Raw genomic sequence first — 26109 nt, 5'->3', positions numbered from 1 at the left:
GCGATGGTGACCTTTGCGCAGGCGCAGGAGCGCGCGGACGAGTGGGTCAACGGTGACGTTCCGGCGTACCAGCACCGGGAGGTGCGGGTGCGTGAGTTCGAGCTGGGCTTCGTCGTGTGGGCCGAGGACCGTGCCGATGGGCCGGTGTCGGACGGCGGGCGGCAGCGGCTGGTGATCGCCCGGGACAGCGGCGAGGCGACGTTGTGGCCGGGGCTGCCGGTGGGTGAGGTGATCCGGCGGTACGAGGAGGAGTACGGCTCGACGGCGGGTGCGCCGTCCGCCCCCGAGCCGCCGCAGCGTATCGATCTGAACCAGACGTCGTTCCTGTTGAGCCCGCCGGAGTGGCTCCAGGAGGCGGCGGACAAGCTGGGTATTCCGGACCGGCGGGCGGAAGTGCCGGGGCAGACGCCTCCGCCCCCGTCCTCTTCCCCCTCTTCGCAGGGCGGTCCGGTTCCGTACGAGCCGTCGGCTTCCCCGGGTGTTCAGGCGTCCGCGCCGCAGCCGCCCGTCGGGGCCACCCCGTGGGCCGGGACCGACACCAACGCGGGGTCCGACGAGGGCGAAGTGGGGCTGCCGGCCACCGTGTTCGCGCCGCCGCTCTCGGGTGCCGACGACGAGGGCGCGCCGCCCCGTGTGGTGTCCGCCGAGGCGCCGACGGCGCTGATGTCGGGCGGCAGCCAGCTGCCGCCGACGGCGATCGTGCCGGGTCTGCCGCCGCAGAGCGGCCCCGGTGCTCCGCCGGCTCCCGTTCCGGGCTCCACGCCGGGCGCTCCCGCGCCGGGCCGTCCGGCCGGTCCGGGGCCGCGCCCCGGTTCCGGTGACATCGCGGACGAGGCGACCAGCAAGGCCGTGGTGCCGCCGCGCGGTGCGCGTGGCGGTGGGCCGATGGCTCCGCCGCCGCCCGGTGCCCCCGGTACGCCGGGTGCCCGGCCCGGTGCGCCGCTGCCGCCTCCTTCGGGGCCCGGTACGCCGGGCGCTCCGGCGGGCGGGTACCTGCCGACGCAGCTCGTGCCGCAGACGGGCCCGCCCGGTGCGCCGCAGCCGCCGGGTGCTCCGGGGGCTCCTGGTGTGCCGCAGCCGCCGGCGCCGCCCGGTTCCACGCCGCCGCCCGGCGGGGGCGACGTGCACCACGCGGCGACGATGTTCGCCGACCCGAACGCGATGGGTCCGTCCGGGCCCCGGCCGCCGGGTCCTCCCGGTGCGCCCGGTGCGCCGCAGCCGCCGGGTGCTCCGGGGGCTCCCGGTGTGCCGCAGCCGCCCGCGCCGCCCGGTTCCACGCCGCCGCCCGGCGGGGGCAACGTGCACCACGCGGCGACGATGCTCGCGGGTCCGGGCCAGGTCGGGCCGTCGGCCCCGCAGCCGCCCGGTCCGCCCGGTCCGCCCGGTGCGCCGATGGTGCAGGGCGGGTCGCTGGGCGGGGCCCCGGGTCCCGTACCGCCGCCCGCGTACGGGTATCCGCAGGCGCCGGCCGGTCAGCCGACCGTCGGTCCCGGCTACCAGGCCGTGCTGCGGTACCGGGGACCGGACGGCAGTGAGCAGCAGCTGATCCGTCGTTCGGCGCCGGGTACTCCGCACCCCGAGTGGCAGATGCTGCACGAGCTGCGGGCGATGAACGTGCCGCCGCAGCAGGTCATCGAGCTGCACACGGAGCTGGAGTCGTGCGAGCTTCCGGGTGGTTACTGCGCCCGGATGATCCGTGAGACATGGCCGCAGGTGCGGATCACGAGCGTGGCTCCGTACGGGACGGACCACGCGAGCCGGCAGCAGGGCATGCAGCATCTGCTGACCCATCAGGGCGAGCTGCACCAGGTCGCGGACGGTCCGGCGCGGCCGGCGCCGGTGCGGGCTCCGCTGCCGCAGGCGCCGCCGCCGGTGCAGGTGCCGCCGGAGGCGATCGCGGAGGAGATGCTGCAGACGTTCGGTCCGCAGGGGGTGCTGCGCTTCGATCAGCGCGCGGTGTCCCGCCAGGGTGTGCCGGAGATCGTGGCGCGGACCCTGGTGTGGGCGGGGCTGCCGGCCGACTTCGGGCCGTTCTTCTGGGCGCAGCCGGGGCAGCCGGTGGTGCCGACGCTGGCGGAGCTGGCGGGTCAGCGGCAGGTGCAGGCGGCTCCTGACGCGGGGTCGTACCTGGTGATGGGCTCGGACTTCGGCCGGGCGATCTGTGTGCAGTACGGGACGGCGAACATCGTGGCCGTGCCGGTGGAGGCGGGGCCGGGCGGGCAGTCGGTGCCGCCGCAGTTCGTGAACACCGGGCTGCCGGAGTTCACGCGTTCGATGGCGTTGCTGGGCCGGATGTGGCGGCTGCGGTACGGGCTGAACCCGGAGCAGGCGGGTCGCTGGACGGTTGACTTCCAGGCGCAGCTGGTCGCGGTCGACCCGGCGGCCCTGGCGTCGCCGGAGAGCTGGTGGTCGGTCCTGCTGGAGCAGATGTGGGACGGGCTGATCTGACGGTCCGGCCGTCCCGGCAGTGCGGGTGTGGCGCCTCTTCCCTTCGGGGGAGGGGCGCCACAGCTGTTCTGCGGGCTGTGACGCCTGTCGCTTCCGGCCTGAAAACATCGAAACGATTCCGACTTCTTGGCCAATTGCCGCATCCTTGACGTATTGCTCAGTGGTCCGAGAGTCGGAAAGAGGCGTCAAGGATGAGTTCTGCACCGGTGTCCGCGCACGGCTTCGTCGGCGTACGTGGCCGTGGTTACCGTCCGGAGCAGGTGGACCGGACCGTGGCCGCGCTGTCGGCGGAACGGGACGGGGCGCGGGAGCGGGAGGCGCAGCTGACGGCGCTGGCGGAGCGGCTGGTGGCCGAGTCGGCGCGGCTGGACGAGGCCGTCGCCGCGCTGGCGCCGCAGGACTACGCGTCGTTGGGGGAGCGGGCGCAGCAGATCCTGGCGCTGGCTGAGGGCGAGGCGGAGGTGGTCCGGGCCGCTGCCGCGGAGGAGTCGCAGGCGCTGCGGGACGAGGTGGACGCTGCGGCGCGGATCCTGCGGGAGTCGGCGCGGGCCGACGCGGAGGCGATGCGTGCGGCGGCGACGGCCCATGCCGAGCGGGTGCTGAGCGCTGCCGAGGGTGCCGCCGGTGAGGAACTGGCCGCGGCCCGGCAGGAGGCGGCGCGGGCCCGTGAGGAGGCGGGGGCCGCGATGGCGGCGACCGTGAGCCGTACGGACAGCGTGCTGGCCCATCAGGCGCAGGAGCACGGCGAGCGCTGGAAGGCTCTGGGGGAGGAGCTGGAAGGGGCCGCGGCGGCGCAGTCGGCGGAGCACGCGGAGCTGACGGAGCGGGCGGAGGCCGGTCTCGCCGCGGCGCGGCGGGCGCGGGCCGAGGCGGAGGAGGCCGCGCGCCACGGTCACGAGGACGCGGTGGCGCGGGGGGCCGAGCTGATCGCGGGGGCCCGGGTCCGTGAGGAGCGGGTGGTGCGGGAGACGGAGCGGATCCTGCGCGAGCACGCGGAGGGGCGCGAGGATGTGCAGGCGCACATGGCGCATGTGCGCAACTCGCTGGCGGCGCTGACCGGGCGGGTGGCTCCGTCGGAGGACTGACGGGGCCGTCGCGTCCGGGTCAGGGGCGTGGCCAGGGGCGTCGGGAGATCTGCTCGATCCCGGTGTTGAAGCGCTTGAGGTAGCCGGCGAAGGCGGCGATGTCGTCGTCCGGCCAGTCCTTCATGACCTGGTCCAGGGAGTGGACGACGCGTTCGCGTTCCGCGTCGAGCAGTTCCGTGCCCCTGCCGGTGATGCGGAACTTGCGGGCCATGCCGCCGTCGGGGTCGGCGATGCGCTCGGCCAGTCCGGCGCGGGTCACGGCGGCTGTCTGGCGGTTGAGGGTGGAGGCGTCGAGGCCGAAGGCGTCGCTCAGTTCGCCGTTGGACATGGGGCCCTGGACGCGGAGCCGGCTGAGCAGGGTGTAGGCGCTCCGGTCCAGGAGGGCGTTCTTGTGCCGTCCGCCCCGGTGGTCGGCGAGGCTGTGGCGCCCGAGCAGCATCTGCTCGTACTCCACTTCTTCCGTGGGCCTCGGCATGTCTGCGGCCTCCTGCTTCTGCTGCTTCCGCGCCGGGATCGGTCGATTTTCCGTGCCGGGATCGGTCGCGCGTCGGATTCTGGGCGACGTTCCATGCTCTCATGCGGTGTGCACGGAGCACGGCATGTGTATGACACATTAGGCATGTACGATGCACGTCGCTGTCCCGGTGGACGGGACCACGACCCCAAGGAGTTCCTCCCTCATGGATGCCCCCCAGCCGACAGCCAGATCAGGCGGTGTGATCGCCACGCTCGCCTTCGCCGGCACCGTGGCGGCGGTCATGCAGACCCTGGTCACGCCGCTCATCGCGGAGCTGCCCAAGATCCTCGACACGACCTCCTCCAACGCCGCCTGGGTGATCACGGCCACCCTGCTGGTCTCGGCGGTGTGCGTGCCGGTCTCCGGACGGCTGGGCGACCTGCTGGGCAAGCGCCGGATGCTGCTCGTGTGCGCGGTGCCGCTGTTCGCCGGCTCGGTGGTCTGCGCGCTGTCGTCGACCGTCGTCCCCATGATCGTCGGCCGTGGACTGCAGGGCATGGGCATGGGCATGGTGCCGCTCGGCATCGCCCTGCTGCGTGACGTGGTGCCGAGGGAGAAGCTGAGCTCCTCCATCGCCCTGGTCAGCGCTTCCCTCGGGATCGGCGGCGCCCTCGGCCTGCCGATCGCCTCGGCGGTCGCCCAGTACGCAAACTGGCGGGTGCTGTTCTGGGGCTCCGCCGTGCTGGCCCTCGCCATCTTCGCCCTGGTCTGGTTCCTGATCCCGGACGTCCCGGCCGCCGCCAAGGGGCAGCGCTTCGACATGCCCGGCGCCCTCGGCCTGGCCGCCGGTCTGGTCTGCCTGCTCCTCGGCGTCTCCAAGGGTGCCGACTGGGGCTGGGGCTCCGCGACGACGATCGGCCTGTTCGCCGCCGCCGTCGTGGTGCTCGTCGCCTGGGGCTTCTGGGAGCTGCGCACCAAGGACCCGCTGGTCGACCTGCGGACCACGGCCCGCCCGCGGGTGCTGATCACCAACCTCGCGTCGCTCTTCGTCGGCTTCGGCATGTACGCCGGCATGCTGATCGCGCCGCAGCTGCTGCAGTTCCCCGAGGCCACGGGCTACGGCCTGGGCCAGTCGATGCTCCAGGCGGGTCTGTGGATGGCCCCCGGCGGCATCATGATGATGATCGTCTCCCCGCTGGGCGGAAAGCTCACCGACGCCCGCGGTCCGAAGTTCACGCTGATCAGCGGCGTGCTGGTCATCGCGGCGGCCTACGGTCTGGGCATCGCCCTGATGGGTTCCGCCTGGGGCCTGATGCTGTTCCTCATGGTCAGCAGCAGCGGTGTCGGCCTCGCCTACGGAGCGATGCCCGCCCTGATCATGAGCGCGGTCCCGGCGTCCGAGACGGCCGCCGCCAACGCGTTCAACACCCTCATGCGCGCGCTCGGCACCTCGATCGGTGCCGCGGTGATCGGCGCGGTCCTCGGCCAGATGACCACGGAGACGGCCGGCTACACCTTCACGTCCGAGGCCGGGTTCCGTACCGGCCTGATGTTCGGCTGCGGGGTCGCCCTCGTCGCCGTGGTGATCTCGACGTTCATCCCGGCCGTGCGCGCGTCCGCCGGTGACAAGGCCGGGGCGGCCGCCGCTCCCGAGGTGGCCGCGGCCAAGAACTGACCCGGACACAGAACCCGCCGAGGCGGTCCCCCGGGGTGGCGCGGTGCGCACCCGGAGGACCGCCTCGGCGTGTACCGGCGGGCTACTTGATGTCGAGGATCTGTTCCAGCGGGTCGATCGCGAAGTAGACGAGGAAGAGTGCCGCGGTGCCCCAGAGCAGCCAGTGGACCTCACGGGCCTTGCCCAGGCACGCCTTGATGATGACGTAGCTGACGAAGCCGGCACCGATGCCGTTGGTGATGGAGTAGGTGAACGGCATGACGGTGATCGTGAGGAACGCCGGGATGGCGAGGTCGTAGCGGTCCCAGTCGATGTGCTTGACCTGGGTCATCATCAGGAATCCGACCGCGACCAGTGCCGGCGACGCGGCCTGCATGGGCACGATGGTCAGGACGGGCGAGAAGAAGAGGGCCAGGGCGAACATGCCGCCCGTGATCAGGTTGGCGAAACCGGTACGGGCGCCCTCGCCGACACCGGCGGCGGACTCGACGTAGGTCGTGGCGGACGACGAGGAGGCGGCACCGCCGGCGACCGCGGCCGCGCCGTCGATGAGCAGGACCCGGCCCAGGCCCGGCACCTGCCCCCGCTCGTCGAGGAGCCCGGCCTCGGCGGTGACGCCGACGACGGTGCCCATCGTGTCGAAGAAGTCCGACAGGATGAGCGTGAAGATGAGCAGGATCACGGTCAGGACGCTGATCTGGCCGAACGAGCCGAACAGGTCGAACTGGCCGAGCAGCCCGAAGTCGGGTGCGGCGACGGGCTTGTCGGGCATCGAGGGGACGGTCAGGCCCCAGGACTTCACGTCGGCGAGCGAGTTGATGACGACGGAGACGACGGTCATCACGACGATGCTGATGAGGATCGCGCCCTTGACCTTGCGGGCGAGGAGCACGATCGTCATGATCACGCCGAGGCAGAAGACCAGCATGGGCCAGCCCGTGAGGGTGCCGCTGCCGAGCTGGACGGGCACGGTGGTGTTCGCGACGTCCGGGATGCGGGTGACGAAGCCGGCGTCGACGAAGCCGATGAAGGCGATGAACAGGCCGATGCCGACGCTGATGGCCTGTTTGAGCGCCTGCGGGATGGCGTGCATGATCGCCTCGCGTAGACCCGTCGCCACGAACACGCAGATCAGCAGGCCCTCGAGCACGATGAGGCCCATCGCCTCGTCCCAGGCCATGAGCGGAGCGACCTGGTACGCGACCACGGCGTTGATGCCCAGACCGGCGGCCAGAGCGAGCGGCAGATTGCCGCCCACGCCCATGATGAGCGTCATCACCGCGGCGACGAGCGCGGTGGCGGTCACCAGCTGGACGGTGTCCAGCTGCTCGCCGAACTTGTCCTTCGCGCCACCGAGGATGATCGGGTTGAGCACGAGGATGTACGCCATGGTGAAGAAGGTGGCGAAGCCACCGCGGACTTCCCGGCCGTAGGTCGATCCGCGTTCGGTGATGCGGAAGAACCGGTCGAGGGCGCTGCCGCCGGATCTGGTCGGCGGTATGTCGGCCGGGCTGGTCTTGTTGGCTTGCATGGGGACGTCTCCTGGGCCTGCAACGGACTGGGGGAAGGGAAAAGGGAAAAAAGCCGCTCCTGCCCGGCACGGGTGACAGGCAGTGGTGCGAACACACATGCGGCTTCTTGCGAGCGGATCATACGTGCCGTCGCAGATCTCTCAAGTGCCTTGCCGCATAACGGCGTTGATGACGCGAATCCGTCTGTCGGTTCCTACGGAATCGTCGGTGATCTATGGAGGCAAACCGTGATTCAGGCGACAGCGGTCATGGATTTTCCGGTGACGATGCCCATACGTTCTGTGCGTGCATCCACCACCCCCCTTCAATGCGCGTGCGGCCCGGGCCCTGCGCGAAAAGCTCGGGATGGCTCCCGGCCACGTCGCGTACGCGATGAGGACGTCCTTCGGGACGGCTCATGTCACCGCCGACCACATCGCGGCGTGGGAACGCGGGTCCGCCCTGCCCGATCCGCATGAACTCGCGGCGCTCGCCGGCGCGTTGTGGTGCCACCCGAGCGAGGTCATGGGTCACCCGCGCACCTTGCGCGAGCACCGCATCGCCCGCGGGATGTCCGCCGAGGACGTCGCCCGCGCCACGGGCCTGTCCCTGGACGCCTACGTCCACATGGAGGAGACCGGCCGGTGGACCGGTGACCAGCGGCAGTCCGCGAAACTCGGCAGCCTGCTCGGTCTCCCGCCGCGCGACCACATCGCGATCACCGGCCTGGAGGACGAACTCGCCCGCCTGCTCACCGAGGCCGTCAGCACCCGGTGGCAGGCCCATGCCCGCGCCATCGCCAAGCTCATCTCGGTGGAGCGCAAACAGCTGCACGGGCCGCTGGACTCCATGTACCAGGAGTACCAGGCGCTCATGGCGGCCACCCTCAGCCGGGCCAGCGGCAGCACCGCGTCCGGCGAGGACGGGCGACGCTACGTCGAGGAGATCGTCGACCACTTCTGGGCCAGGCTGCCCGAGTAGGCGCAGCGGTCCGCGGGCAGGCAGGCCGCAGCAGACCGGGACCGTGGCCCCCTGGGTCCGGTCCGCCGGCGGCGGGTCCGCGAGGATCCTCGGTTTCTCCGCCTCGTCCGCCCGTCGCTCCTCGACGGCCCGTGCGCGGTCCGAGGACCGTGCGACGGGCGGCGGTGCCCCTCGTCTTCAGCGAGGTCCGGCGTGGCCGGCAGCCTGCCTTCGCAGCGCCCGCACCAGTGCCGTGACCTCCGCATGGGCGCGGCGGTGGCCGCTCGTGGCCACGCCGATGTGGCGGGCCGGGGCCGGCTGCCTGACCGGAACGGTGCACAGGCCCGGCACCCGCGGGGTCAGCGCGATGGACGGGATCAGGGAGACGCCCATGTGCGCGGCGACGAGCGAGCGGGCGAAGAAGTAGTCGGTCGTCGTCCCGCGCACCTCGGGGTCGAAGCCCGCCCGCTCGGCGTAACGACGCAGGTACGCCTCGGTCTTGAGGCAGCCGAGTACCCACGGTTCGCCCGCCAGCTCCGTCAGGGCGAGCTCCTCGCGCCCGGCCAGGCGGTGCGTCTCGGGCAGGACGACGTGCAGCGGGTCGTCCATGAGCGGGGTCCACTCCGGGGCGGGGCCGCTGCCCGTCCGGCCGGGCAGCGGGCCGTCGAAGTGGTAGGCGAGCGCGAGGTCCACGGCACCCCGGCGGACCAGGGGCAGGCTGTCCTCGGGCTCGTACTCCCGGACATGCAGGACGGTGCCGGGGTGGGCCGCCGTGAGCTCGGCGAGGGCGCCGGGGAGCAGCAGTCTGCCGCCGCTGGTGAACGTCGCGACGGTGAGCTGCACCCGGCCCGTCCCCAGCTCGGTCACCTGCAGGCGCGCGTGCTCGATCTCGGCGGCCACCGACTCGGCCGCACCGACCATGATCCGGCCGGCCGGGGTGAGGCTGACCCCGCGCGTGCTGCGGGTGACGACCTGGGAGCCGAGGCCGCGCTCCAGGGCGGCCACATGCTGCGAGACGGCCGAGGGGGTCAGGCGCAGGGCCACGGCCGCCCGGTTGAAACTGCCGTGCTCCGCCACCGCCCGCAGGACGCGGAGCCGCTGTACATCGATCAACAGTTTCCCTTACTACCCATCCAGCAAGCCGGTACTTCCACTGATGACGGTAGGTCTCCAGCATGGGGGCATGCAAAGGATCTGCGTCATCGGCGGTAGCCGGTACTTCGGAAAGCTCCTGGTCCAGCGGCTGTTGGCGGCCGGGCACCAGGTCACGCTCATCAACCGCGGTTCGGCCCCGCATCCCGTGGGTGCCGAGCATCTCGTCGTCGACCGCGACGACGAGGCCGCTCTCGCCGCCGCGCTCGGGTCGCGCTCGTTCGACGCGGTCGTCGACCAGGTCTGCTACACGCCGGTGCAGGCGGAGGCTGCCGTCCGCGCCTTCTCCGGACGCACCCCGCGCTACGTCATGACCTCCACCATCGAGGTCTACGACCCGGCGACCGCCGCCCTGCCGGCCACCGCGCCGCACACCCCCGTGCCGGAGGAACGCGTCGACCCGGCCACCTGGCCGGTACGGCCGGACCTGCCCTGGCACGACGCGTCCTACCGCGAGGCCCACTACGCCGAGGGCAAGCGGCAGGCCGAGGCCGTCTTCACCGGCGACGGCCGGTTCTCCTTCGCCTCCGTGCGCAGCGCCCACGTACTGGGCGGCGGCGCCCTGGAGTTCACCGGCCGGCTCGCGTACTACACCGACCGGCTCGTCCGGGGGGCGGAGATCGCCGTGCACGCGCGGGAGCTGCCCACGGTGTTCATCCACTACGCGGAGTTGGCGGACCTGCTCCTGTGGGCGGCGACGGCCACCGGTTGCACCGGCCCGCTGAACGCGTGCTCCGACGGTCTGCTCGACGTGCGCGACCTCACCGGCATCCTGGCCGCGCGGACGGGCCGTCGCCCCGTGTACCGGACCGTGACCGCGGGGGAGCAGGCCGGTCCGTTCTCCTTCGACCGGTACTACGCCATGAGCAACACCCGTGCCAGAGAACTGGGTTTCGCCTTTTCGAGCACGGCCGCATGGCTGCCCGGCGCCGCCGCGGAATCCCTCGCCGCGTCCAGCACCCCCGTGGTCTGAGGAGGACACCGCCATGCGACAGCGCACCATCGGCAGGTTCACGGTCGGCGCCATCGGGCTGGGCGCCATGCCTCTCTCCATCGAGGGGCGTCCGGACGAGCGGCAGGCCGTCGCCACCGTCCACGCGGCCCTCGATGCCGGCGTCACGCTCATCGACACGGCCGACAGCTACCACTGGCACGCCGGCGAGAGGGGGCACAACGAACTCCTCCTCGCCCGCGCGCTGCGGAGCTACGGCGGCGGCACCTGCGGCGTCCTGCTCGCCACCAAGGGCGGGCGCGGGCGGCCCGGCGACGGCAGCTGGACGGTCACCGGCACCCCCGGACACCTCCGGCGTGCCGCCGAGGACTCCGCCCGGCGCCTGGGCGTCGAAGCGATCGGCCTCTACCAGCTGCACAAGCCCGACCCGGCCGTGCCCTGGGCCGAATCCGTCGGCGCGCTGCGTGACCTGCTCGACGCCGGCACGATCCGGGCCGCCGGGATCTCCAACGTGTCCACCGGCCAGATCCGGGAGGCGCACGCGATCCTCGGCGCCGGACTGGTCTCCGTGCAGAACCAGTACTCGCCCGCTGTGCGCATCGGTGAGCCGGAGCTCCGGCTGAGTGAGCGGCTGGGCCTCGCCTTCCTGCCGTGGAGCCCGCTGGGAGGCATCTCCCGGAGCGCGCTCGACGGCCGGCCGGGACCGGCCTCCGTGGGGACGGCCTTCCACCACATCGCTGCCGAGCGCGGGGTGAGTCCGCAACGGGTCGCCCTGGCATGGCTGTTGAGCCGCTCCCCGGCGGTCGTCCCGGTGCCGGGGGCCAGTCGGCCCGGTTCGATCCAGGACTCGGCCCTGGCCGCGGAGACCGAGCTGAGCGAGGCGGAGCTGGCGCGGCTGGGGTCTTCCGTCCGGGTCAGGCCGGATCACGCACCGGGCCCCGCGAGCCCGGCCTGATCCGGACGAGAGGCCCTGGACCTCGTACCCGAGGAGGACGGTGCCTCAGCCGGCCGGCGTCGGGCGTGCCAGGCCGTGGCGCCGGGCCCAGGCGTCGATCGCCGCTGCCAGCTCCTCGGGGCGGTCCTCCGGGGTGTGGTGGCCGGCCTCGCCGTGGCGGGAGACCTCCAGGCCCGCGATGTTCTCCTCGCACCAGGCCACGGCGCCCCGGTCGGTCATCGCACCCGGTCCCGGCTCGAACGCGGCCAGCAGCTTGGGGACTTCGGGGCTGGCGGCCAGCCAGGCGTCGTACCGCTCGACGCGGGCCGCGACGTCCGCGGGCTCACCGTCCAGCGGCATCATGCGCGTCCAGGCCAGGATCGGGCGACGGCTGTCCGGGGTCGGGAAGGGGTGCCGGTAGACGTCGAGATCGGCGGGGGCGAGCGGAGTGGTGACGGTGTCCGGGAGCTTCTCGATGAACAGAGACTGCTCCAGGATCATGCTCTCGCCCACGCCGGGGGTGCGCAGGAGGGTGAACAACTCACGTCCCGCAGGCGGGAATTCGTCGCCGGTCAGCGGCTTGACGATCGTCTCGGTGAAGGCGATGGCGCGGACGGTGCCCGGGAGGCGGGCGGCCCGGTCGAAGGCGAGCGCGCCGCCCCAGTCATGGCCGATCAGCACAGCCTCCGTCAGGCCGAGTGCGTCGAACCAGGCGTCGAGATGGCGGGCGTGGTCGTCGAAGGAGTAGTCGAGGCGGGGCTTCCCGGACTCGCCCATGCCGATCAGGTCGGGGGCCAGCAGCCGCCGGCCGGGCGCGGCCACGCCCGGCGTGACGTTGCGCCACAGGTGGGAGGAGGTGGGATTGCCGTGGAGGAAGACGAACGGCAGACCGTCGAGGTCGCCGGACTCGCGGTAGTGGATGGTGGTGCCGAGAACGGGAACGGTGGGCATGGCGGTGTCACGTCGCTTTCGGGTCGGGAAAGTGGGTGGTGGGTGTACGGGTCAGAGGCCGAGGCTCAGGACGCGGTCGACGGCGATCTCGACGACGACCAGGTCCGGCGGGGCGGGCGGGGCCGTCCGGTAGCGGGCGGTATAGCGGCCGACCGCCTCGGCCAGGCGCACGGGGTCGTCGCCGACCACGGCCCGGCCCTCCAGGGTGAGCCAGCGGAAGCCGTCCGCCTGGCAGAGCGCGACACGGGCCGCCGCGCCTCCTGCCGCCACGTTGCGGGCCTTGCGGGCCCGCGCCCTGGTGGTCACCCGGGCCAGACCGGTGGACGCGTCGAAGGTGAACCGGACCGGCGTGACGTGCGGGGTGCGGTCCGGGCGCAGTGTGGTGAACGTGGCCGTGAGCGGGAGGGCGAGGAACTCCAGTGCGGAGGCGGGGAGTTCGGGAGCGGCCGGGGTCACTGCTTCTTCACTCCCTCGTTCCAGATCATCTTGGCGATGTTCGGCTTCACCGCGGTGGTGATGACGCCCATCGCCGAACGGACGTAGCGCCGCTCCTCCAGTTCGCGCAGCATGCTCGCGGCGAGGTCGGCACGGGCGGTGAAGACGCCGTCGGCGCTGACCGGCGCGGTGCGGTAGTCCGTGACGACGGGGTGCTCGAAGAGGCCCGAGGGCCGTACGAGGGTCCAGTCGAGGCCGGTTCCGCGGATCACGTCCTCCATGCGGCGCATGTCCTGGTGGAGGGTGCGGCCCAGGCGCCGGTTCACCAGCGGGTCGAGCACATGGTTGAAGAAGTGCGCTCCGGTGGGACGCCAGCCGGGGTCGGCGATGCTGGAACTGATGGCGAGGAGCCGCTTGATCCCGTGGCGGGACATGGCTTCGGTGAGGGCCGCGGCGCTCGCCGAGTACAGGGTGACGGCCTGCTTGCTGAAGCGGGCGCCGAGCGCGGAGAGGACGGCGTCCGTGCCGTCGACCGCGGCGTCGACGGCCGCCGGATCCGTGGCGTCGGCGACGGCGACGGTCAGGCCGGGGCGCTCCGGCAGGGAGCCGGGGCGGCGGGTCACGGCGACGACCTCGTGGCCTGCGGCGAGGGCCTGTTCGGTGAGATGGCGGCCGGTCGGTCCGTTGGCGCCGAAGACTGCGATGCGCATGGTGTCGGTCATTCCTTCGTGTGGTGGCCGGAACGCCCTTGACTGTGCCGATCACGAAACGCAGGCTCAACGCTGATGAATAACGCCGAACCCGCCCCCGGCCGCTCCCGGGGCCGGCCCCGCGGGAATCCGCCGACCCGCGAGTCGATCGTCCCGGTGGCGCGTGCGCTGTTCCTGGAGCGCGGCTACCGGGCCACGACCCTGCGCGCGGTGGCCGGCGCGGCCGGGGTGGACCCGGCCCTGATCGCGTACCACTTCGGCTCGAAGAAGGGCCTGTTCGCGGACGTGATGCAGTTCCAGTGCGCCAACGCGCTGGCGGTGGACGAGGTCCTGGGCGGCGACCCGGCCACGCTTCCCGGACGGCTGATCGACGCGGTCACGGACCTGTGGGAGGACGCCGACTTCCGCCGGCTGACCGCGCAGGGCGACGAGGCCGCCGCCGTGATCCGCGAATACCTGGAACGCGAGCTGCTGGCCCGGCTCGTTGAATTCCTCGGCGGCCGGGACGCGACCGCCCGCGCCACCGCCGTCGTGACGATCCTCGGCGGACTCATCTACACCCGCTACCTCAACCCGCTCGCCACCCCCGCCTCCCTCACCCCGGCCCAGGCGCGCACCGTCCTCACCCCGGCCCTGGCGGCGGCGCTGGCCCCGAGGCCGCGCATCACGGCCGCCCCGGCCCCGGGCCGCCGCGGCTGAAGCCCCTCAGCAGGGCTTTTCCGTACGGCCGGGCCCTGCCGCTCCACCCAGCGGTGTGGACCCTTGGGCGCAGTCCCTGAGAAAGGTGTCCACCCGGGGGACCAGACCCCTAGGGGGAGCTCCTTACATCTGGCCAGGGACCGTTCCTCCCGGCGGAGGACGTGCCCCGCCCCATCCGCTCCGTAGCGTGGTCATGTACCGGGGTTGCGGCAGACCACAGGGGGCGGGGTGGGGAAAACCCCACCCGAAGACTGCGCTGGGCACCAGCGCGCCGCACCCCCTCCCACGACCAGACTTCACAGCAGACAGCGACGAGCTGTCATCGACCGACATAGGAGTAAAACCGTGACAACGGCTGTAACCATTCCCAGGCACGGGGGCACTGGAGGGCGTACGGCCGTGGCTGCGCGAGCGCGGCAGGTCGTCAAGGCGTACGGCGTCGGTGAGACCCGGGTCGTCGCGCTCGACCACGTCGACGTCGACATCGCACGCGGCCAGTTCACGGCCATCATGGGCCCGTCCGGCTCCGGCAAGTCCACGCTGATGCACTGCCTCGCGGGTCTGGACACCGTGACCTCCGGGCAGATCCACCTCGCCGAGACCGAGATCACCGGGCTCAAGGACAAGAAGCTCACCCAGCTGCGACGCGACCGCATCGGCTTCATCTTCCAGGCGTTCAACCTCCTGCCGACGCTCAACGCGCTGGAGAACATCACGCTGCCGATGGACATCGCGGGCCGTAAGCCGGACGCCGCCTGGCTGCGCCAGGTCGTGGAGACCGTCGGTCTCGCCGAGCGGCTGAAGCACCGGCCGACCGAGCTCTCCGGCGGTCAGCAGCAGCGTGTCGCGGTGGCCCGGGCGCTCGCCGCCAAGCCGGAGATCATCTTCGGTGACGAGCCGACCGGGAACCTGGACTCGCGGGCCGGCGCCGAGGTGCTGAACTTCCTGCGCAAGTCCGTGGACGAGCTCGGCCAGACCATCGTCATGGTCACCCACGACCCGGTCGCGGCCTCCTACGCCGACCGTGTGCTGTACCTCGCGGACGGGCGCATCGTCGACGAGATGCTCAACCCGACCGCCGACCAGGTGCTGGACCGCATGAAGGACTTCGACGCGCGCGGGCGGACGTCATGACCGTCTGGAAGACCTCGATGCGTAACTTCTTCGCGCACAAGGGACGCATGGCGCTCTCCGCCGTCGCCGTCCTGCTGTCGGTGGCGTTCGTGTGCGGCACGCTCGTCTTCACCGACACGATGAACACCACGTTCGATAAGCTCTTCGCCGCGACCTCGGCCGACGTCACCGTCAGCCCGAAGACGGCGAGGGTCGACGACACACCGGAGAACGGCAAGCCGCAGTCGCTGCCCGCCTCCGTCGTCGCCCGGGTCGAGAAGGCGGACGGGGTGAAGAAGGCCGAAGGCGCCATCTCCAGCTCGTCGGTCACGGTCGTCGACAGCCACAACAAGAACATGGGTTCCGACACGGGCGCCCCGACGCTGGCCGGCAACTGGACCTCCAACGACCTGCGCTCCATGGAGATCACCTCTGGCCACGCCCCGCGCGGCCCGACCGAGGTCATGGTCGACGCCGACACCGCGGACAAGCACGATCTGAAGATCGGCGACGAGCTGCGGACCATCGCGGTCACCGGCGATGTCAGGGCGCGCATCAGCGGCATCGCCACCTTCAAGGTCACCAACCCGGGCGCGGCCATCGTCTACCTCGACACGGCCACCGCCCAGCAGAAGCTCCTCGGCAGCCCCGACGTCTTCACGCAGATCTCCGTCACCGCCGAACCCGGTGTCAGCGACACCCAACTGAAGCAGAACGTCGCCGCCGCACTGGACGGCTCGGCCGCGTACAAGGTGCAGACCCAGAAGGAAGCCGCGGAGTCCAACAAGGACTCCATGGGCGACTTCCTCGACGTGATGAAGTACGCGATGCTCGGCTTCGCCGGGATCGCCTTCCTCGTCGGCATCTTCCTGATCGTCAACACCTTCTCGATGCTGGTCGCCCAGCGGACCCGCGAGATCGGTCTGATGCGGGCCATCGGCTCCAGCCGCAAGCAGGTCAACCGGTCCGTGCTGCTCGAAGCGGTGCTCCTGGGCATCGTCGGATCGATCCTCGGCGTCGCCGCCGGCGTCGGCCTGGCGGTCGGGCTGATGAAGCTCATGGGCGCCATCGGCATGGAGCTGTCCACCGGCGACCTCACGGTCGCCTGGACGACCCCCGTGACCGGTCTCGCGCTCGGCATCATCGTGACCGTCCTCGCCGCCTACATCCCGGCCCGCCGGGCCGGCAAGGTCTCCCCGATGGCCGCGCTGCGCGACGCCGGAACACCGGCCGACGCCAAGTCCGGCTGGATCCGGGCCGGCATCGGCCTGGTCCTCACGGGCGCCGGTGCGGCAGCCCTGTGGGCGACGACGCAGGCGGACGAGGCGGGCGACGGTTCGCTCTTCCTCGGCCTGGGCGTGGTCCTCACCCTCATCGGCTTCATCGTCATCGGCCCGCTGCTCGCCGGAGTCGTCGTACGGGCGCTCAGCGTCGTCGTCCTCAGGCTCTTCGGCCCGGTCGGCCGGCTCGCCGAGCGCAACGCGCTGCGCAACCCGCGCCGGACCGGTGCGACCGGTGCGGCCCTGATGATCGGCCTGGCCCTGGTGGCCTGCCTGTCGGTGGTGGGCTCCTCGATGGTCGCCTCGGCCACCGACGAGCTGGACCGTTCGGTGGGTGCGGACTTCATCGTGCAGTCGTCGACCGGCCAGCTGATCGTGCCGCAGGCCGCGAAGGCGCTGGAGACCGCGCCCGGCATCGAGCACATCACGAACTACAAGGCCATCGGCGCGAAGCTCACCAACCCCGACGGTTCGACGTCCGACGAGGACGTCACCGCCGCCGACCCGACCTACCCGCAGGACCTCCAGCGCGAGACCGTGGCCGGCGACCTGTCCGCGGCGTACGGGGACGACGCCATGTCGGTCGGCGACGACTACGCCACCGAGCACGGCATCAAGGTCGGTGACACGATCACCGTCGCGTTCAAGGCGGGTGAGCCGGCGAAGCTGAAGGTCGCCGCGATCACCTCGGACGACACCACCGTGGACCAGGGCGCGATGTACATGAACACCGCGACCGCCGAGCGGTACGTCCCCGCCGACAAGATGCCCAAGAACGTGATCATGTTCGCCAAGGCGCAGGACGGCAAGGAGAAGGAGGCCTACGCCGCCCTGAAGAGCTCGCTCGCCGAGTACCCGCAGTACAAGGTGCAGAATCAGGCCGACTTCAAGCAGGATCTGAAGGACCAGATCAGCCAGCTGCTGAACATCGTCTACGGCCTGCTCGCCCTCGCGATCATCGTCGCGGTCCTCGGGGTCGTGAACACCCTGGCGCTCTCCGTCGTCGAGCGGACCCGCGAGATCGGCCTGATGCGCGCCATCGGCCTCTCCCGCCGCCAGCTGCGCCGGATGATCCGGCTGGAGTCGGTCGTCATCGCCCTGTTCGGCGCCCTGCTCGGCCTCGGCCTGGGCATGGGCTGGGGCACCTCCGCCCAGAAGCTGCTGGCCCTGGAGGGCCTCGGCGTCCTGGAGATCCCGTGGCCGACCATCATCACGGTGTTCGTCGCCTCGGCCTTCGTCGGACTCTTCGCGGCCCTGGTCCCGGCGTTCCGGGCGGGACGGATGAACGTCCTGAACGCCATCGCCACGGACGGGTGAGCAGGACGTCCCGCATAGACTGACGGTTCCGGCCCCGGACGCTCCTCCAAGCGCCCGGGGCCGGATTTCGTCTGCGGGGACCTTTCCGGATTCCGTACCCGCACGCCCCGCCGCGCGGCGCGCTGCCCGGTTGCGGGCGCGGCGCTCACCCCGGAGTCGTACGCTGGGGTAACCCCCGGCCCGTCTGACGTGTCGGGCCCTTCGCGTTGCCCCTGGCAGCAGCCGGCTGCCAGATTCTCGCCCTCGTTACCCGGACGGAAGCCCTTCATGAGCCTGCACGGTCTGCTGGATGTCGTCGTACGTGATCCGGCGCTCGACGAAGCGGTGAAGGCCGCCGGGGACGGGCACCGGATGCACATCGACCTGGTGGGCCCGCCCGCCGCCCGGCCCTTCGCCGTGGCGGCGCTCGCCCGCGACGCGCAGCGGACCGTGCTCGCCGTCACCGCGACCGGGCGCGAGGCCGAGGACCTGGCGGCCGCGCTGCGCACCCTGCTGCCGCCGGACACCATCGCTGAGTTCCCGTCCTGGGAGACCCTGCCGCACGAGCGCCTCTCGCCCCGTTCCGACACCGTGGGCCGCCGGCTGGCCGTGCTGCGGCGCCTCGCGCATCCGAGGCCGGACGACCCGGAGACCGGGCCGGTCTCCGTCGTCGTCGCGCCGATCCGCTCCGTGCTCCAGCCGCAGGTCAAGGGGCTCGGCGACCTGGAGCCCGTGGCGCTGCGGATCGGGCAGAGCGCCGACCTCGGCAGGACGGTCGAGGCGCTCGCGGCAGCCGCGTACTCCCGGGTCGAACTCGTCGAGAAGCGAGGCGAGTTCGCCGTACGAGGCGGCATCCTGGACGTCTTCCCGCCGACCGAGGAGCACCCGCTGCGGGTGGAGTTCTGGGGCGACGACGTCGAGGAGATCCGCTACTTCAAGATCGCCGACCAGCGGTCCCTGGAGATCGCCGAGCACGGCCTGTGGGCGCCGCCCTGCCGCGAGCTCCTGCTGACCGACGAGGTCCGTGAACGCGCGGCCGAGCTCGCCGAGGCCCATCCCGAGCTGGGCGAACTCCTCAACAAGATCGCCGAGGGCATCGCGGTCGAGGGCATGGAGTCCCTGGCCCCGGTCCTCGTCGACGACATGGAACTGCTGATCGACGTCCTGCCCAAGGGCTCCATGGCCATCGTGTGCGACCCCGAGCGGGTCCGCACCCGGGCCGCGGACCTGGTCGCCACCAGCCAGGAGTTCCTGGAGGCGTCCTGGGCCGCCACCGCCGGCGGCGGCGAGGCCCCGATCGACGTCGGCGCGGCCTCGCTGCGCGGCATCGCGGACGTCCGCGACCGGGCCCGCGAGCTGAACATGATGTGGTGGTCGGTCTCCCCGTTCGCCGCCGACGAGGAGCTGGACGAGGACACCCTCAAGCTCCGCATGCGCGCTCCGGAGGCGTACCGCGGCGACACCGCCCGCGCGCTCGCCGACACCAAGGGCTGGCTGGCCGACGGCTGGCGCACGGTGTACGTCACCGAGGGCCAGGGCCTCGCCTCCCGTACCGTCGAGGTGCTGAGCGGCGAAGGCGTCCCGGCCCGCCTCGACGCGGACCTCGCCGAGATCACCCCGTCCCTCGTCCACGTCTCCTGCGGCGCCATCGACCACGGCTTCGTCGACGCCGAGCTCAGGATCGCCGTCCTCACCGAGACGGACCTGACCGGCCAGCGCACCGCCACCAAGGACCTGGGCCGGATGCCGGCCCGCCGCAGGAAGAGCATCGACCCGCTGACGCTGGAGACGGGCGACTACATCGTCCACGAGCAGCACGGTGTGGGCCGCTACATCGAGATGGTGCAGCGCACGGTGCAGGGCGCCACCCGCGAGTACCTCCTCGTCGAGTACGCCCCGGCCAAGCGCGGCCAGCCCGGCGACCGCCTCTACATCCCGACCGACCAGCTGGAGCAGGTCACCAAGTACGTCGGCGGCGAGGCCCCGACCCTGCACCGGCTGGGCGGCGCCGACTGGACGAAGACGAAGGCGCGCGCCAAGAAGGCCGTCAAGGAGATCGCGGGCGACCTGATCAAGCTCTACGCGGCCCGGATGGCGGCCCCCGGCCATGTCTTCGGCCCGGACACCCCCTGGCAGCGCGAACTGGAGGACGCCTTCCCGTACGCGGAGACGCCCGACCAGCTCAGCACCATCGCCGAGGTCAAGGAGGACATGGAGAAGTCCGTCCCCATGGACCGCCTGATCTGCGGCGACGTCGGCTACGGCAAGACGGAGATCGCCGTGCGCGCGGCGTTCAAGGCGGTCCAGGACGGGAAACAGGTCGCCGTCCTCGTCCCCACGACCCTCCTGGTCCAGCAGCACTACAACACCTTCACCGAGCGGTACGCCCAGTTCCCCGTCAGCGTACGGGCACTGAGCCGCTTCCAGTCCGAGACCGACTCCAAGGCGACGCTCGAAGGACTCCGTGAGGGCTCCGTCGACCTCGTCATCGGCACCCACCGCCTCTTCTCCTCCGAGACGAAGTTCAAGGACCTGGGCCTGGTCATCGTCGACGAGGAGCAGCGCTTCGGTGTCGAGCACAAGGAGCAGCTGAAGAAGCTCCGCGCCAACGTGGACGTGCTGACCATGTCCGCGACGCCCATTCCCCGTACGCTCGAAATGGCGGTCACCGGCATCCGCGAGATGTCGACGATCACCACCCCGCCCGAGGAGCGCCACCCGGTCCTCACCTTCGTCGGACCGTACGAGGAGAAGCAGATCGGCGCGGCCATCCGCCGTGAACTGCTCCGCGAGGGCCAGGCGTTCTACATCCACAACCGGGTCGAGTCCATCGACCGGGCCGCCGCCCGCCTCCGCGAGATCGTGCCCGAGGCGCGGATCGCCACCGCCCACGGCCAGATGTCCGAACAGGCTCTGGAACAAGTGGTGGTGGACTTCTGGGAGAAGAGGTTCGACGTGCTGGTCTCCACGACGATCGTCGAGTCCGGCATCGACATCTCCAACGCCAACACCCTGATCGTGGAGCGCGGCGACAACTTCGGCCTCTCCCAGCTCCACCAGCTGCGCGGCCGCGTCGGCCGTGGCCGCGACCGCGGCTACGCCTACTTCCTCTACCCGCCGGAGAAGCCGCTCACCGAGACGGCCCACGAGCGCCTCGCCACGATCGCCCAGCACACCGAGATGGGCGCGGGCATGTACGTGGCCATGAAGGACCTCGAAATCCGCGGCGCGGGCAACCTGCTGGGCGGCGAGCAGTCCGGCCACATCGCGGGCGTCGGCTTCGACCTGTACATCCGCATGGTCGGCGAGGCGGTCGCCGGCTACCGGGCCTCCCTCGAAGGCGGAGTGGAGGAGGAGCCGCCGCTCGAGGTCAAGATCGAGCTCCCGGTCGACGCGCACGTCCCGCACGACTACGCCCCCGGCGAGCGGCTGCGCCTCCAGGCCTACCGCTCGATCGCCTCGGCCTCCTCGGAGGACGACATCAGGGCGGTGCGCGAGGAGCTCACCGACCGCTACGGCAAGCTCCCGGAGCCGGTCGAGAACCTCCTCCTGGTCGCGGGCCTGCGCATGCTGGCCCGCGCCTGCGGCGTCGGCGACATCGTGCTCCAGGGCCCGAACATCCGCTTCGCGCCGGTGGAGCTGCGCGAGTCGCAGGAGCTGCGCCTGAAGCGCCTCTACCCCAAGACGGTCATCAAGCCGGCCCTGCACCAGATCCTGGTGCCGCGGCCGACCGGCGGGAAGATCGGCGGCAAGCCGGTCGTGGGACGCGAACTGCTGGCGTGGACGGGGGAGTTCCTGACGACGATCCTGGGGTCGTGACCCGGTGACGAGTCGGGTTCCCTGAACACGGGAACGGGAACGGGTGCGGTACGCGGACGGCGCACCGCACCCGTCGGCCGGCCGGGGTGTCAGCCGAGAGGCCGCAGGCGCATCGCGGTGGGCCCCTGGCCGGCGGTGTTGGTGCAGCGGTGGTCGGCGGACGGCTGCTCCAGCTGGAGGGTCAGACAGGTGCCGAGGGCCTGCTGGCCGAAGCTGTTGGGGTGCAGCGACTCCTGCTTCTGGCCCTGTCCGGCGCCGGAGGTCACGAAGCGGACCCACTCGCTGGTCCCGCCGGTGGGGGGATGGGCGGCGTCGGCCTGACGGGTGGCGGTGGAGCACACTTCGCGTCCCTCGAAGGACCGGGACAGGTCGAGGAACTCCGCGCCGCCCTCACGTGCCGCTTCCGCCAGGACCGAGCTGATCTCGGGGACCAGGTCGTCGTGCGCCCAGGTGAGGTCCTTGTCGAAGAAGGGGCAGCCGCCGGTGGTGAGGCGGTCGTACTTCTCGCCCGGGTAGCGGATGCGGGCGGCATTCGGGAGCGGGGACGGGTAGGACTGGAGGACGAGCCGGTAGGAACCGGCCGGATGGCCGGCCCGGTCGAGTGCGGTCCGCACGTCGGCCAGGGTGTTGACGGCCGCCTGCCGTACGCCGGGCAGGCGATCCGCGACCTGTCCGGACGCGTCCGGCGCGCACGGGGAGCCGCCGAAGGGCTTGAGGAAGTTGGTCGCGCAGTCGGTGATGATGTCGGAGAAGCCGAGATCGTTGCCGCCGATCGACACGACGACCGCGCGCAGGCTCCTGCCGGTCGCCTCGTCCTCCAGCTGCTCCGCCTGCGAGGGCTCTCCCTTGAACGGCGCACCGCCGTTCTCCGGGAGCAGCACTGCCGCGGAAGTCGCGCCCGAACAGGCGAGGTTGACGCGCCGGACGTCCAGGGTGACGGACCGGACCTCGGCCACGTCGGAGCGGTTGCACCCGTTGTCGTAGGACGCCCCGTACACGCGGGACGGATCGCTGTCGTCGGTCGCCGGGTCCCAGGCCCGGTCGGTGCCGGACCAGCCGTTCCGGCGCTCGTTGCTGTTGCCGGCCCAGCGGCCGGCCTCGCCGGAGATGAAGCTGTCGCCCAGGGAGACCAGCAACGGCGCTTCCGCGGCGGCCGGTACGCCCCCGGACGCCGAAGCGGGCATCGCGCCCGACACCGTGACCGCACACACCGCGGCGGCCGCGGCCGCGAGCACCTTGGAGCGCCGTGAGGGAGAAATGATCATGCCGCTGTTGTCGGCAGCCGGATGCCGGGAAGTGAAGGCCGGTGCCCTGTTTGCACTCGATCGGCCGAGCGCTGTCCGGGAGCTCCGGGAGCTCCGGGAGCTCCGGGAGCTCCGGGAGCTCCGGGAGCTCCGGGAGCTCCAGGTCAACGACGGACACGCGCTCGCATCCCCCGTGCCCTGCGCCGGCTCGCACGCAGTACGGGCTCACGGCTGGGCGAACGGGCCGGAAAGCTCCCGCGGCCCCTCCGCCGCGCGCAGGCGGCGGAGAGGCCGGCGGTGCCGTCAGAGCCTGCGCAGGTCCAGCGCCGCGGCCATCGCCCGGTAGCCCGCGTCGCTCGGGTGCAGGTGGTCGCCCGAGTCGTAGGCCGGGGCGATGCTGTCCCGGTCGGCGGGGTCGGCCACGGCACGGTCCAGGTCGGCCACGTCGTCGTACGCGCCCGACGTGCGGATCCAGTCGTTGACCGCGTCGCGCTTGGCCTCGTTGACGGGGCTGTCGTAGAACGAGCCCTTGATCGGCGTCAGCGTCGCGCCGATCACCCTGAGGCCCCTTGCGTGCGCCTGGCGGATCAATGACCGGTGCCCGGCGATCAGTTGGGCGACGGACACCTCCGGCGTGGGCGCGCCGACGCCGCCCGCACCGCTCGCCCCGATGTCGTTGATGCCCTCCAGCACGATGACCGTGCCCACGCCAGGCTCGTCGAGCACGTCCTTCTCGAAGCGGACCACGGCCTTCTCCCCGGCCCAGTCCGTGTCGTTCGTGACCTGGTTGCCGCCGATCCCGTGGTTGAGGACGCTGCGCGGCCTTCCGGTGGCCGCGAAGCGCTCCGCCAGTTCGTCGGGGTACCGGTTGTTCGTGTCCGGCGTGGATCCGACGCCGTCGGTGATGGAGTCGCCGAACGCCACCACCCCGTTCCCGCGCGGGGCGCCACCGCCGCCGACCTCGACGCCGGTGAGGTAGTACCAGGACTCGCTGGTCTCCGTGAAGGCCGAGCCGTCGCGGTCGGCCCGGTGATCGCCCTGCGCCCGGTAGCTCGTGGCCGACGACATCATGTGGAAGGTGGCGGGGCCGGTCGGAGCGGCCAGGTAGAGCGTGACGGTGAGCGACTCCAGGGCGTGGGTCCTGAATCCGAGCGCGTCGCTGGTCGCGTCGGCGCCCGCCGGGACGGTGGCCGAGCGGTGTCCGCCGAAGGACAGCTGCCGGACCGAGCCCGCGCGGACCGATGCACCCTGTTCCGTGCGGGCCACCGTCGCACCGGTGATCCGCAGCGGGGCGGTGCCGTAGCGGTTGGACAGTTCGATGCGGGCCCGGGCGCCGCCGGTGCTGACCCGTACGACCTGGCGGACCGTCTGGTTCGCGAAGCCCTGCCGCGACCAGTTCGGCGTGAAGACCTCGGCCGGTGCCTGGGGCGAGGCGGCCCAGCCGCCCTGCCACGCACCGCGGTCCGGCTGCGGTGTGGTGCCGTGACCGGCCGTCACGGCCTGCGCCCGGGCGCCGGTGAACTGTCCGCCGACGACCGGCAGCGCCACCAGAGCGAGTGCCGATAACAGCGCGACGCCCGTACGCCGTGCCGCCTTCGTGGATTCCATGGTTCCCGCCTTCGTTCTCTTCGGATGACCGTCTCGTGGATCACGTGCGCACGACATGGCCAATCGCGCGGAGGCGTCGGCTATTCCCCACGGGCGAGCGTCAGTTGGGACCGCCCGGCGCGAAGACCGGCGTGGCGAGCGCCCGGAACACCTCTTCCGGGTCCCGGTCGCCGACCGCGCCGCTCAGGTTTCCGCTGAGCAGCAGGGTGGCGAAACCGTGGGCCAGGGACCAGGCCGCCACGCCGGTGAGCCGGGCGTCGTCCCCGCCGCCGGAGGGCAGGGCGGTGACGCCCGCACGCAGCTCGGCCGTCGCCCGCTCCTTCGCCGCGAGCAGGTCCGGGTCGTCGGCGCGGTAGAGGTCCGGCTGGAACATCACCTGGAAGTGGGCCGGGTGCTCGGCCGCGAACCGTACGTACCGCACGCCCCGCTCCCGCAGGTCCGGCGCGTCGGCCAGGGCGTCGGCGAAGAGCCCGTAGCCCTCGGCGGCGATGGCGGTGAGCAGGCCGGTGCGGTCCTTGAAGTGGTGGGCGGGCGCGGCGTGGGAGACGCCGGCCCGGCGGGCCAGATCGCGCAGGCTGATCGCGGCGGGGCCCTCGGCGCGGATGACGTCGAGGGCGGCGGCGAGGACGGCCCGTCGCAGGTCGCCGTGGTGGTAGGTGCGGTCGCTGCTCATGGACAGCAGACTACGCAGAATCTAGTCATTGACAAGTTAGCGGGATGGTGTGCACTCTGGCTGCCGAGGGATCTTGTCACTGGCAAGATTGGAAGCTGCTGCGGAAGGCGGAGACATGTCCGACGAACTGGGCCGCGTACGGCAGATGTGGCATCTGCTGGAGCCCCTGCACGCCGTGCTCTACTACGCGCCGGAGGCCTTCGAGGAGGCCGCGGCGCTCGGGTACGTCGTCGGCGAGCGCTGGCCGGGCTACTTCGCCTGGCGGGCGGCGCCGCTCGGGGCCGCCGGGGCCGGCCGGGTCGCCGAGACCTTCTACAGCTTCAGCCCGGCGATGGTGGACGCGTACGTCCCCGCCGTCTGGTCCGCCGCCTCGCCCGAGGCCGTGCTCGCCGCCCGGGGCCGGGCCGTCGACCGGGCGTACCGGACGATCCTCGGAGAGGCGGTCACCGCACCGGACACGGCCGAGGCCGCCGCGCTCCTGAGCCGCGTCGCGGGGGCCGCGGACACGGCGGGCCGCCCGCTCGCCGCCGCCAACGCCGCGCTGCCCCGGCCGGACGCGCCGCACCTCGCGCTCTGGCACGCGGCGACCGTCCTGCGCGAACACCGGGGCGACGGCCATCTCGCGGCACTCGCCGACGCCGGACTCGACCCGGTCGAGGCGCTGGTCTCGTTCGCCGCCATCGGCGCGGCACGCCCGGAGGTGTTCGCGAGCCGGGGGTGGAGCGCGGAGGAATGGGCGGGGGCCCGCGAACGCCTCGTGAAGCGCGGCCTGTTGGCGGACGACGGCACGGCGACGGAGGCGGGCGGGGCGCTGCGCGCCGAGGTCGAGCGGCGGACGGACGAGGCGGCGGCCGGGCCGTGGCGGGTGCTGCGGGACGAGGAGCGGGAGCGGCTCGTCGAACTGCTGGGGCCGTTGTGGGTGGCGGCGATCGGCTCCGGGCTGCTGCCGATGGAGACGACGCTGGGCATCGGCAAGGTGTGATCCCGGCCGCATCCGGAGCGCATGGATGCCATGAACACGCCCTGGCGGGGCAGACGACCGTAGGATTCCCTGGTTGGTTCGGCTTTCTCCCCGTCAGGACGGCTTCGAGTGATATCTCCCCGCGA

19 protein-coding genes and 1 pseudogene are annotated in these 26109 nt (G+C 72.1%); 11 read left to right on the top strand and 9 right to left on the bottom strand.

All coding sequences use genetic code 11. The features are described 5' to 3' along the window. Positions 1-3: 3 nt before the first annotated feature. Both ACIQMX_RS31005 and ACIQMX_RS31000 read left to right on the top strand, forming a co-directional pair. Complete coding sequence (locus tag ACIQMX_RS31005) at positions 4-2448, top strand: SUKH-4 family immunity protein (protein WP_402483022.1); 2445 nt, start codon at positions 4-6, stop codon at positions 2446-2448. Between the two features lie 191 nt (positions 2449-2639). Next, positions 2640-3533, top strand: coding sequence for a cellulose-binding protein (locus tag ACIQMX_RS31000; RefSeq protein WP_363067379.1), 894 nt, complete (start codon positions 2640-2642; stop codon positions 3531-3533). Positions 3534-3552: 19 nt separating this feature from the next. On the opposite strand, the gene ACIQMX_RS30995 is transcribed toward ACIQMX_RS31000, so the two are convergent. Continuing rightward, a complete protein-coding gene (locus tag ACIQMX_RS30995) occupies positions 3553-4008 on the bottom strand; it encodes a MarR family winged helix-turn-helix transcriptional regulator (RefSeq protein WP_402483019.1) in 456 nt (151 codons plus the stop codon). A 205-nt stretch (positions 4009-4213) separates the two neighbouring features. Here ACIQMX_RS30995 and ACIQMX_RS30990 point away from each other — a divergent pair, with 205 nt between their 5' ends. Beyond that, positions 4214-5665, top strand: a complete 1452-nt coding sequence (locus ACIQMX_RS30990; protein WP_363067383.1) for an MFS transporter — start codon at positions 4214-4216, stop codon at positions 5663-5665. 82 nt (positions 5666-5747) lie between these two features. On the opposite strand, the gene ACIQMX_RS30985 is transcribed toward ACIQMX_RS30990, so the two are convergent. After that, entirely contained in the window at positions 5748-7196 is a 1449-nt protein-coding gene (locus ACIQMX_RS30985; protein ID WP_363067385.1) for an NCS2 family permease, read from the bottom strand. Positions 7197-7482: 286 nt separating this feature from the next. On the opposite strand from ACIQMX_RS30985, the gene ACIQMX_RS30980 reads away from it, so the two are divergent. Next, positions 7483-8157 carry a helix-turn-helix transcriptional regulator gene (locus ACIQMX_RS30980; protein ID WP_363067387.1) on the top strand — a complete coding sequence of 225 codons (675 nt, stop codon included), beginning with the start codon at positions 7483-7485 and terminating at the stop codon, positions 8155-8157. Positions 8158-8334: 177 nt separating this feature from the next. Here ACIQMX_RS30980 and ACIQMX_RS30975 read toward each other — a convergent pair whose 3' ends face one another. Further along, positions 8335-9249 (bottom strand): LysR family transcriptional regulator, encoded by a 915-nt coding sequence (locus tag ACIQMX_RS30975; RefSeq protein WP_402483015.1) that lies wholly within the window; start codon positions 9247-9249, stop codon positions 8335-8337. Between the two features lie 70 nt (positions 9250-9319). On the opposite strand from ACIQMX_RS30975, the gene ACIQMX_RS30970 reads away from it, so the two are divergent. Both ACIQMX_RS30970 and ACIQMX_RS30965 read left to right on the top strand, forming a co-directional pair. Next, a complete protein-coding gene (locus ACIQMX_RS30970) occupies positions 9320-10261 on the top strand; it encodes an NAD-dependent epimerase/dehydratase family protein (RefSeq protein ID WP_402483012.1) in 942 nt (313 codons plus the stop codon). 13 nt (positions 10262-10274) lie between these two features. Then, on the top strand, positions 10275-11195 hold the full coding sequence (locus ACIQMX_RS30965) for an aldo/keto reductase (protein ID WP_402483009.1): 921 nt from the start codon (positions 10275-10277) through the stop codon (positions 11193-11195). A gap of 45 nt (positions 11196-11240) precedes the next feature. Here the strand turns inward: ACIQMX_RS30965 and ACIQMX_RS30960 are convergent. The 3 genes and pseudogenes from ACIQMX_RS30960 to ACIQMX_RS30950 form a co-directional block, all read right to left on the bottom strand. Beyond that, positions 11241-12131 (bottom strand): annotated as a pseudogene (locus ACIQMX_RS30960) (haloalkane dehalogenase); the annotation flags it as partial. A gap of 45 nt (positions 12132-12176) precedes the next feature. Beyond that, complete coding sequence (locus ACIQMX_RS30955; protein WP_402483006.1) at positions 12177-12581, bottom strand: pyridoxamine 5'-phosphate oxidase family protein; 405 nt, start codon at positions 12579-12581, stop codon at positions 12177-12179. Next, on the bottom strand, positions 12578-13270 hold the full coding sequence (locus tag ACIQMX_RS30950) for an NAD(P)-dependent oxidoreductase (protein WP_402483003.1): 693 nt from the start codon (positions 13268-13270) through the stop codon (positions 12578-12580). Before ACIQMX_RS30950 ends, ACIQMX_RS30955 begins: the two co-directional genes overlap by 4 nt. 75 nt (positions 13271-13345) lie before the next feature. Here ACIQMX_RS30950 and ACIQMX_RS30945 point away from each other — a divergent pair, with 75 nt between their 5' ends. The 4 genes from ACIQMX_RS30945 (at position 13346) to mfd (ending at position 21477) form a co-directional block, all read left to right on the top strand. After that, complete coding sequence (locus tag ACIQMX_RS30945; RefSeq protein ID WP_402483000.1) at positions 13346-13969, top strand: TetR/AcrR family transcriptional regulator; 624 nt, start codon at positions 13346-13348, stop codon at positions 13967-13969. A 345-nt stretch (positions 13970-14314) separates the two neighbouring features. Beyond that, positions 14315-15103, top strand: coding sequence for an ABC transporter ATP-binding protein (locus ACIQMX_RS30940; protein WP_363067401.1), 789 nt, complete (start codon positions 14315-14317; stop codon positions 15101-15103). Beyond that, positions 15100-17679, top strand: a complete 2580-nt coding sequence (locus ACIQMX_RS30935) for an FtsX-like permease family protein (RefSeq protein ID WP_363067403.1) — start codon at positions 15100-15102, stop codon at positions 17677-17679. Before ACIQMX_RS30940 ends, ACIQMX_RS30935 begins: the two co-directional genes overlap by 4 nt. Before the next feature lie 267 nt (positions 17680-17946). Further along, positions 17947-21477: a transcription-repair coupling factor gene (mfd, locus tag ACIQMX_RS30930; protein ID WP_363067405.1), complete on the top strand. Its 3531-nt coding sequence runs from the start codon at positions 17947-17949 to the stop codon at positions 21475-21477. A gap of 89 nt (positions 21478-21566) precedes the next feature. On the opposite strand, the gene ACIQMX_RS30925 is transcribed toward mfd, so the two are convergent. The 3 genes from ACIQMX_RS30925 to ACIQMX_RS30915 form a co-directional block, all read right to left on the bottom strand. After that, positions 21567-22742, bottom strand: a complete 1176-nt coding sequence (locus tag ACIQMX_RS30925) for a GDSL-type esterase/lipase family protein (RefSeq protein ID WP_402482995.1) — start codon at positions 22740-22742, stop codon at positions 21567-21569. Positions 22743-23024: 282 nt separating this feature from the next. Beyond that, a complete protein-coding gene (locus tag ACIQMX_RS30920; protein WP_402482992.1) occupies positions 23025-24329 on the bottom strand; it encodes an SGNH/GDSL hydrolase family protein in 1305 nt (434 codons plus the stop codon). A gap of 100 nt (positions 24330-24429) precedes the next feature. Further along, positions 24430-25002, bottom strand: coding sequence for a TetR/AcrR family transcriptional regulator (locus ACIQMX_RS30915; protein ID WP_402482989.1), 573 nt, complete (start codon positions 25000-25002; stop codon positions 24430-24432). Positions 25003-25117: 115 nt separating this feature from the next. Here ACIQMX_RS30915 and ACIQMX_RS30910 point away from each other — a divergent pair, with 115 nt between their 5' ends. Continuing rightward, entirely contained in the window at positions 25118-25984 is an 867-nt protein-coding gene (locus tag ACIQMX_RS30910; protein WP_402482986.1) for a hypothetical protein, read from the top strand. The last annotated feature ends 125 nt before the right edge of the window (positions 25985-26109 follow it).

It is taken from the genome of Streptomyces sp. NPDC091416 (assembly GCF_044756845.1).
Lineage (GTDB): Bacteria > Actinomycetota > Actinomycetes > Streptomycetales > Streptomycetaceae > Streptomyces.
The sequence above is the reverse complement of the archived record's forward strand: the minus strand, read 5'-3'. Positions and strand labels throughout refer to the sequence as shown.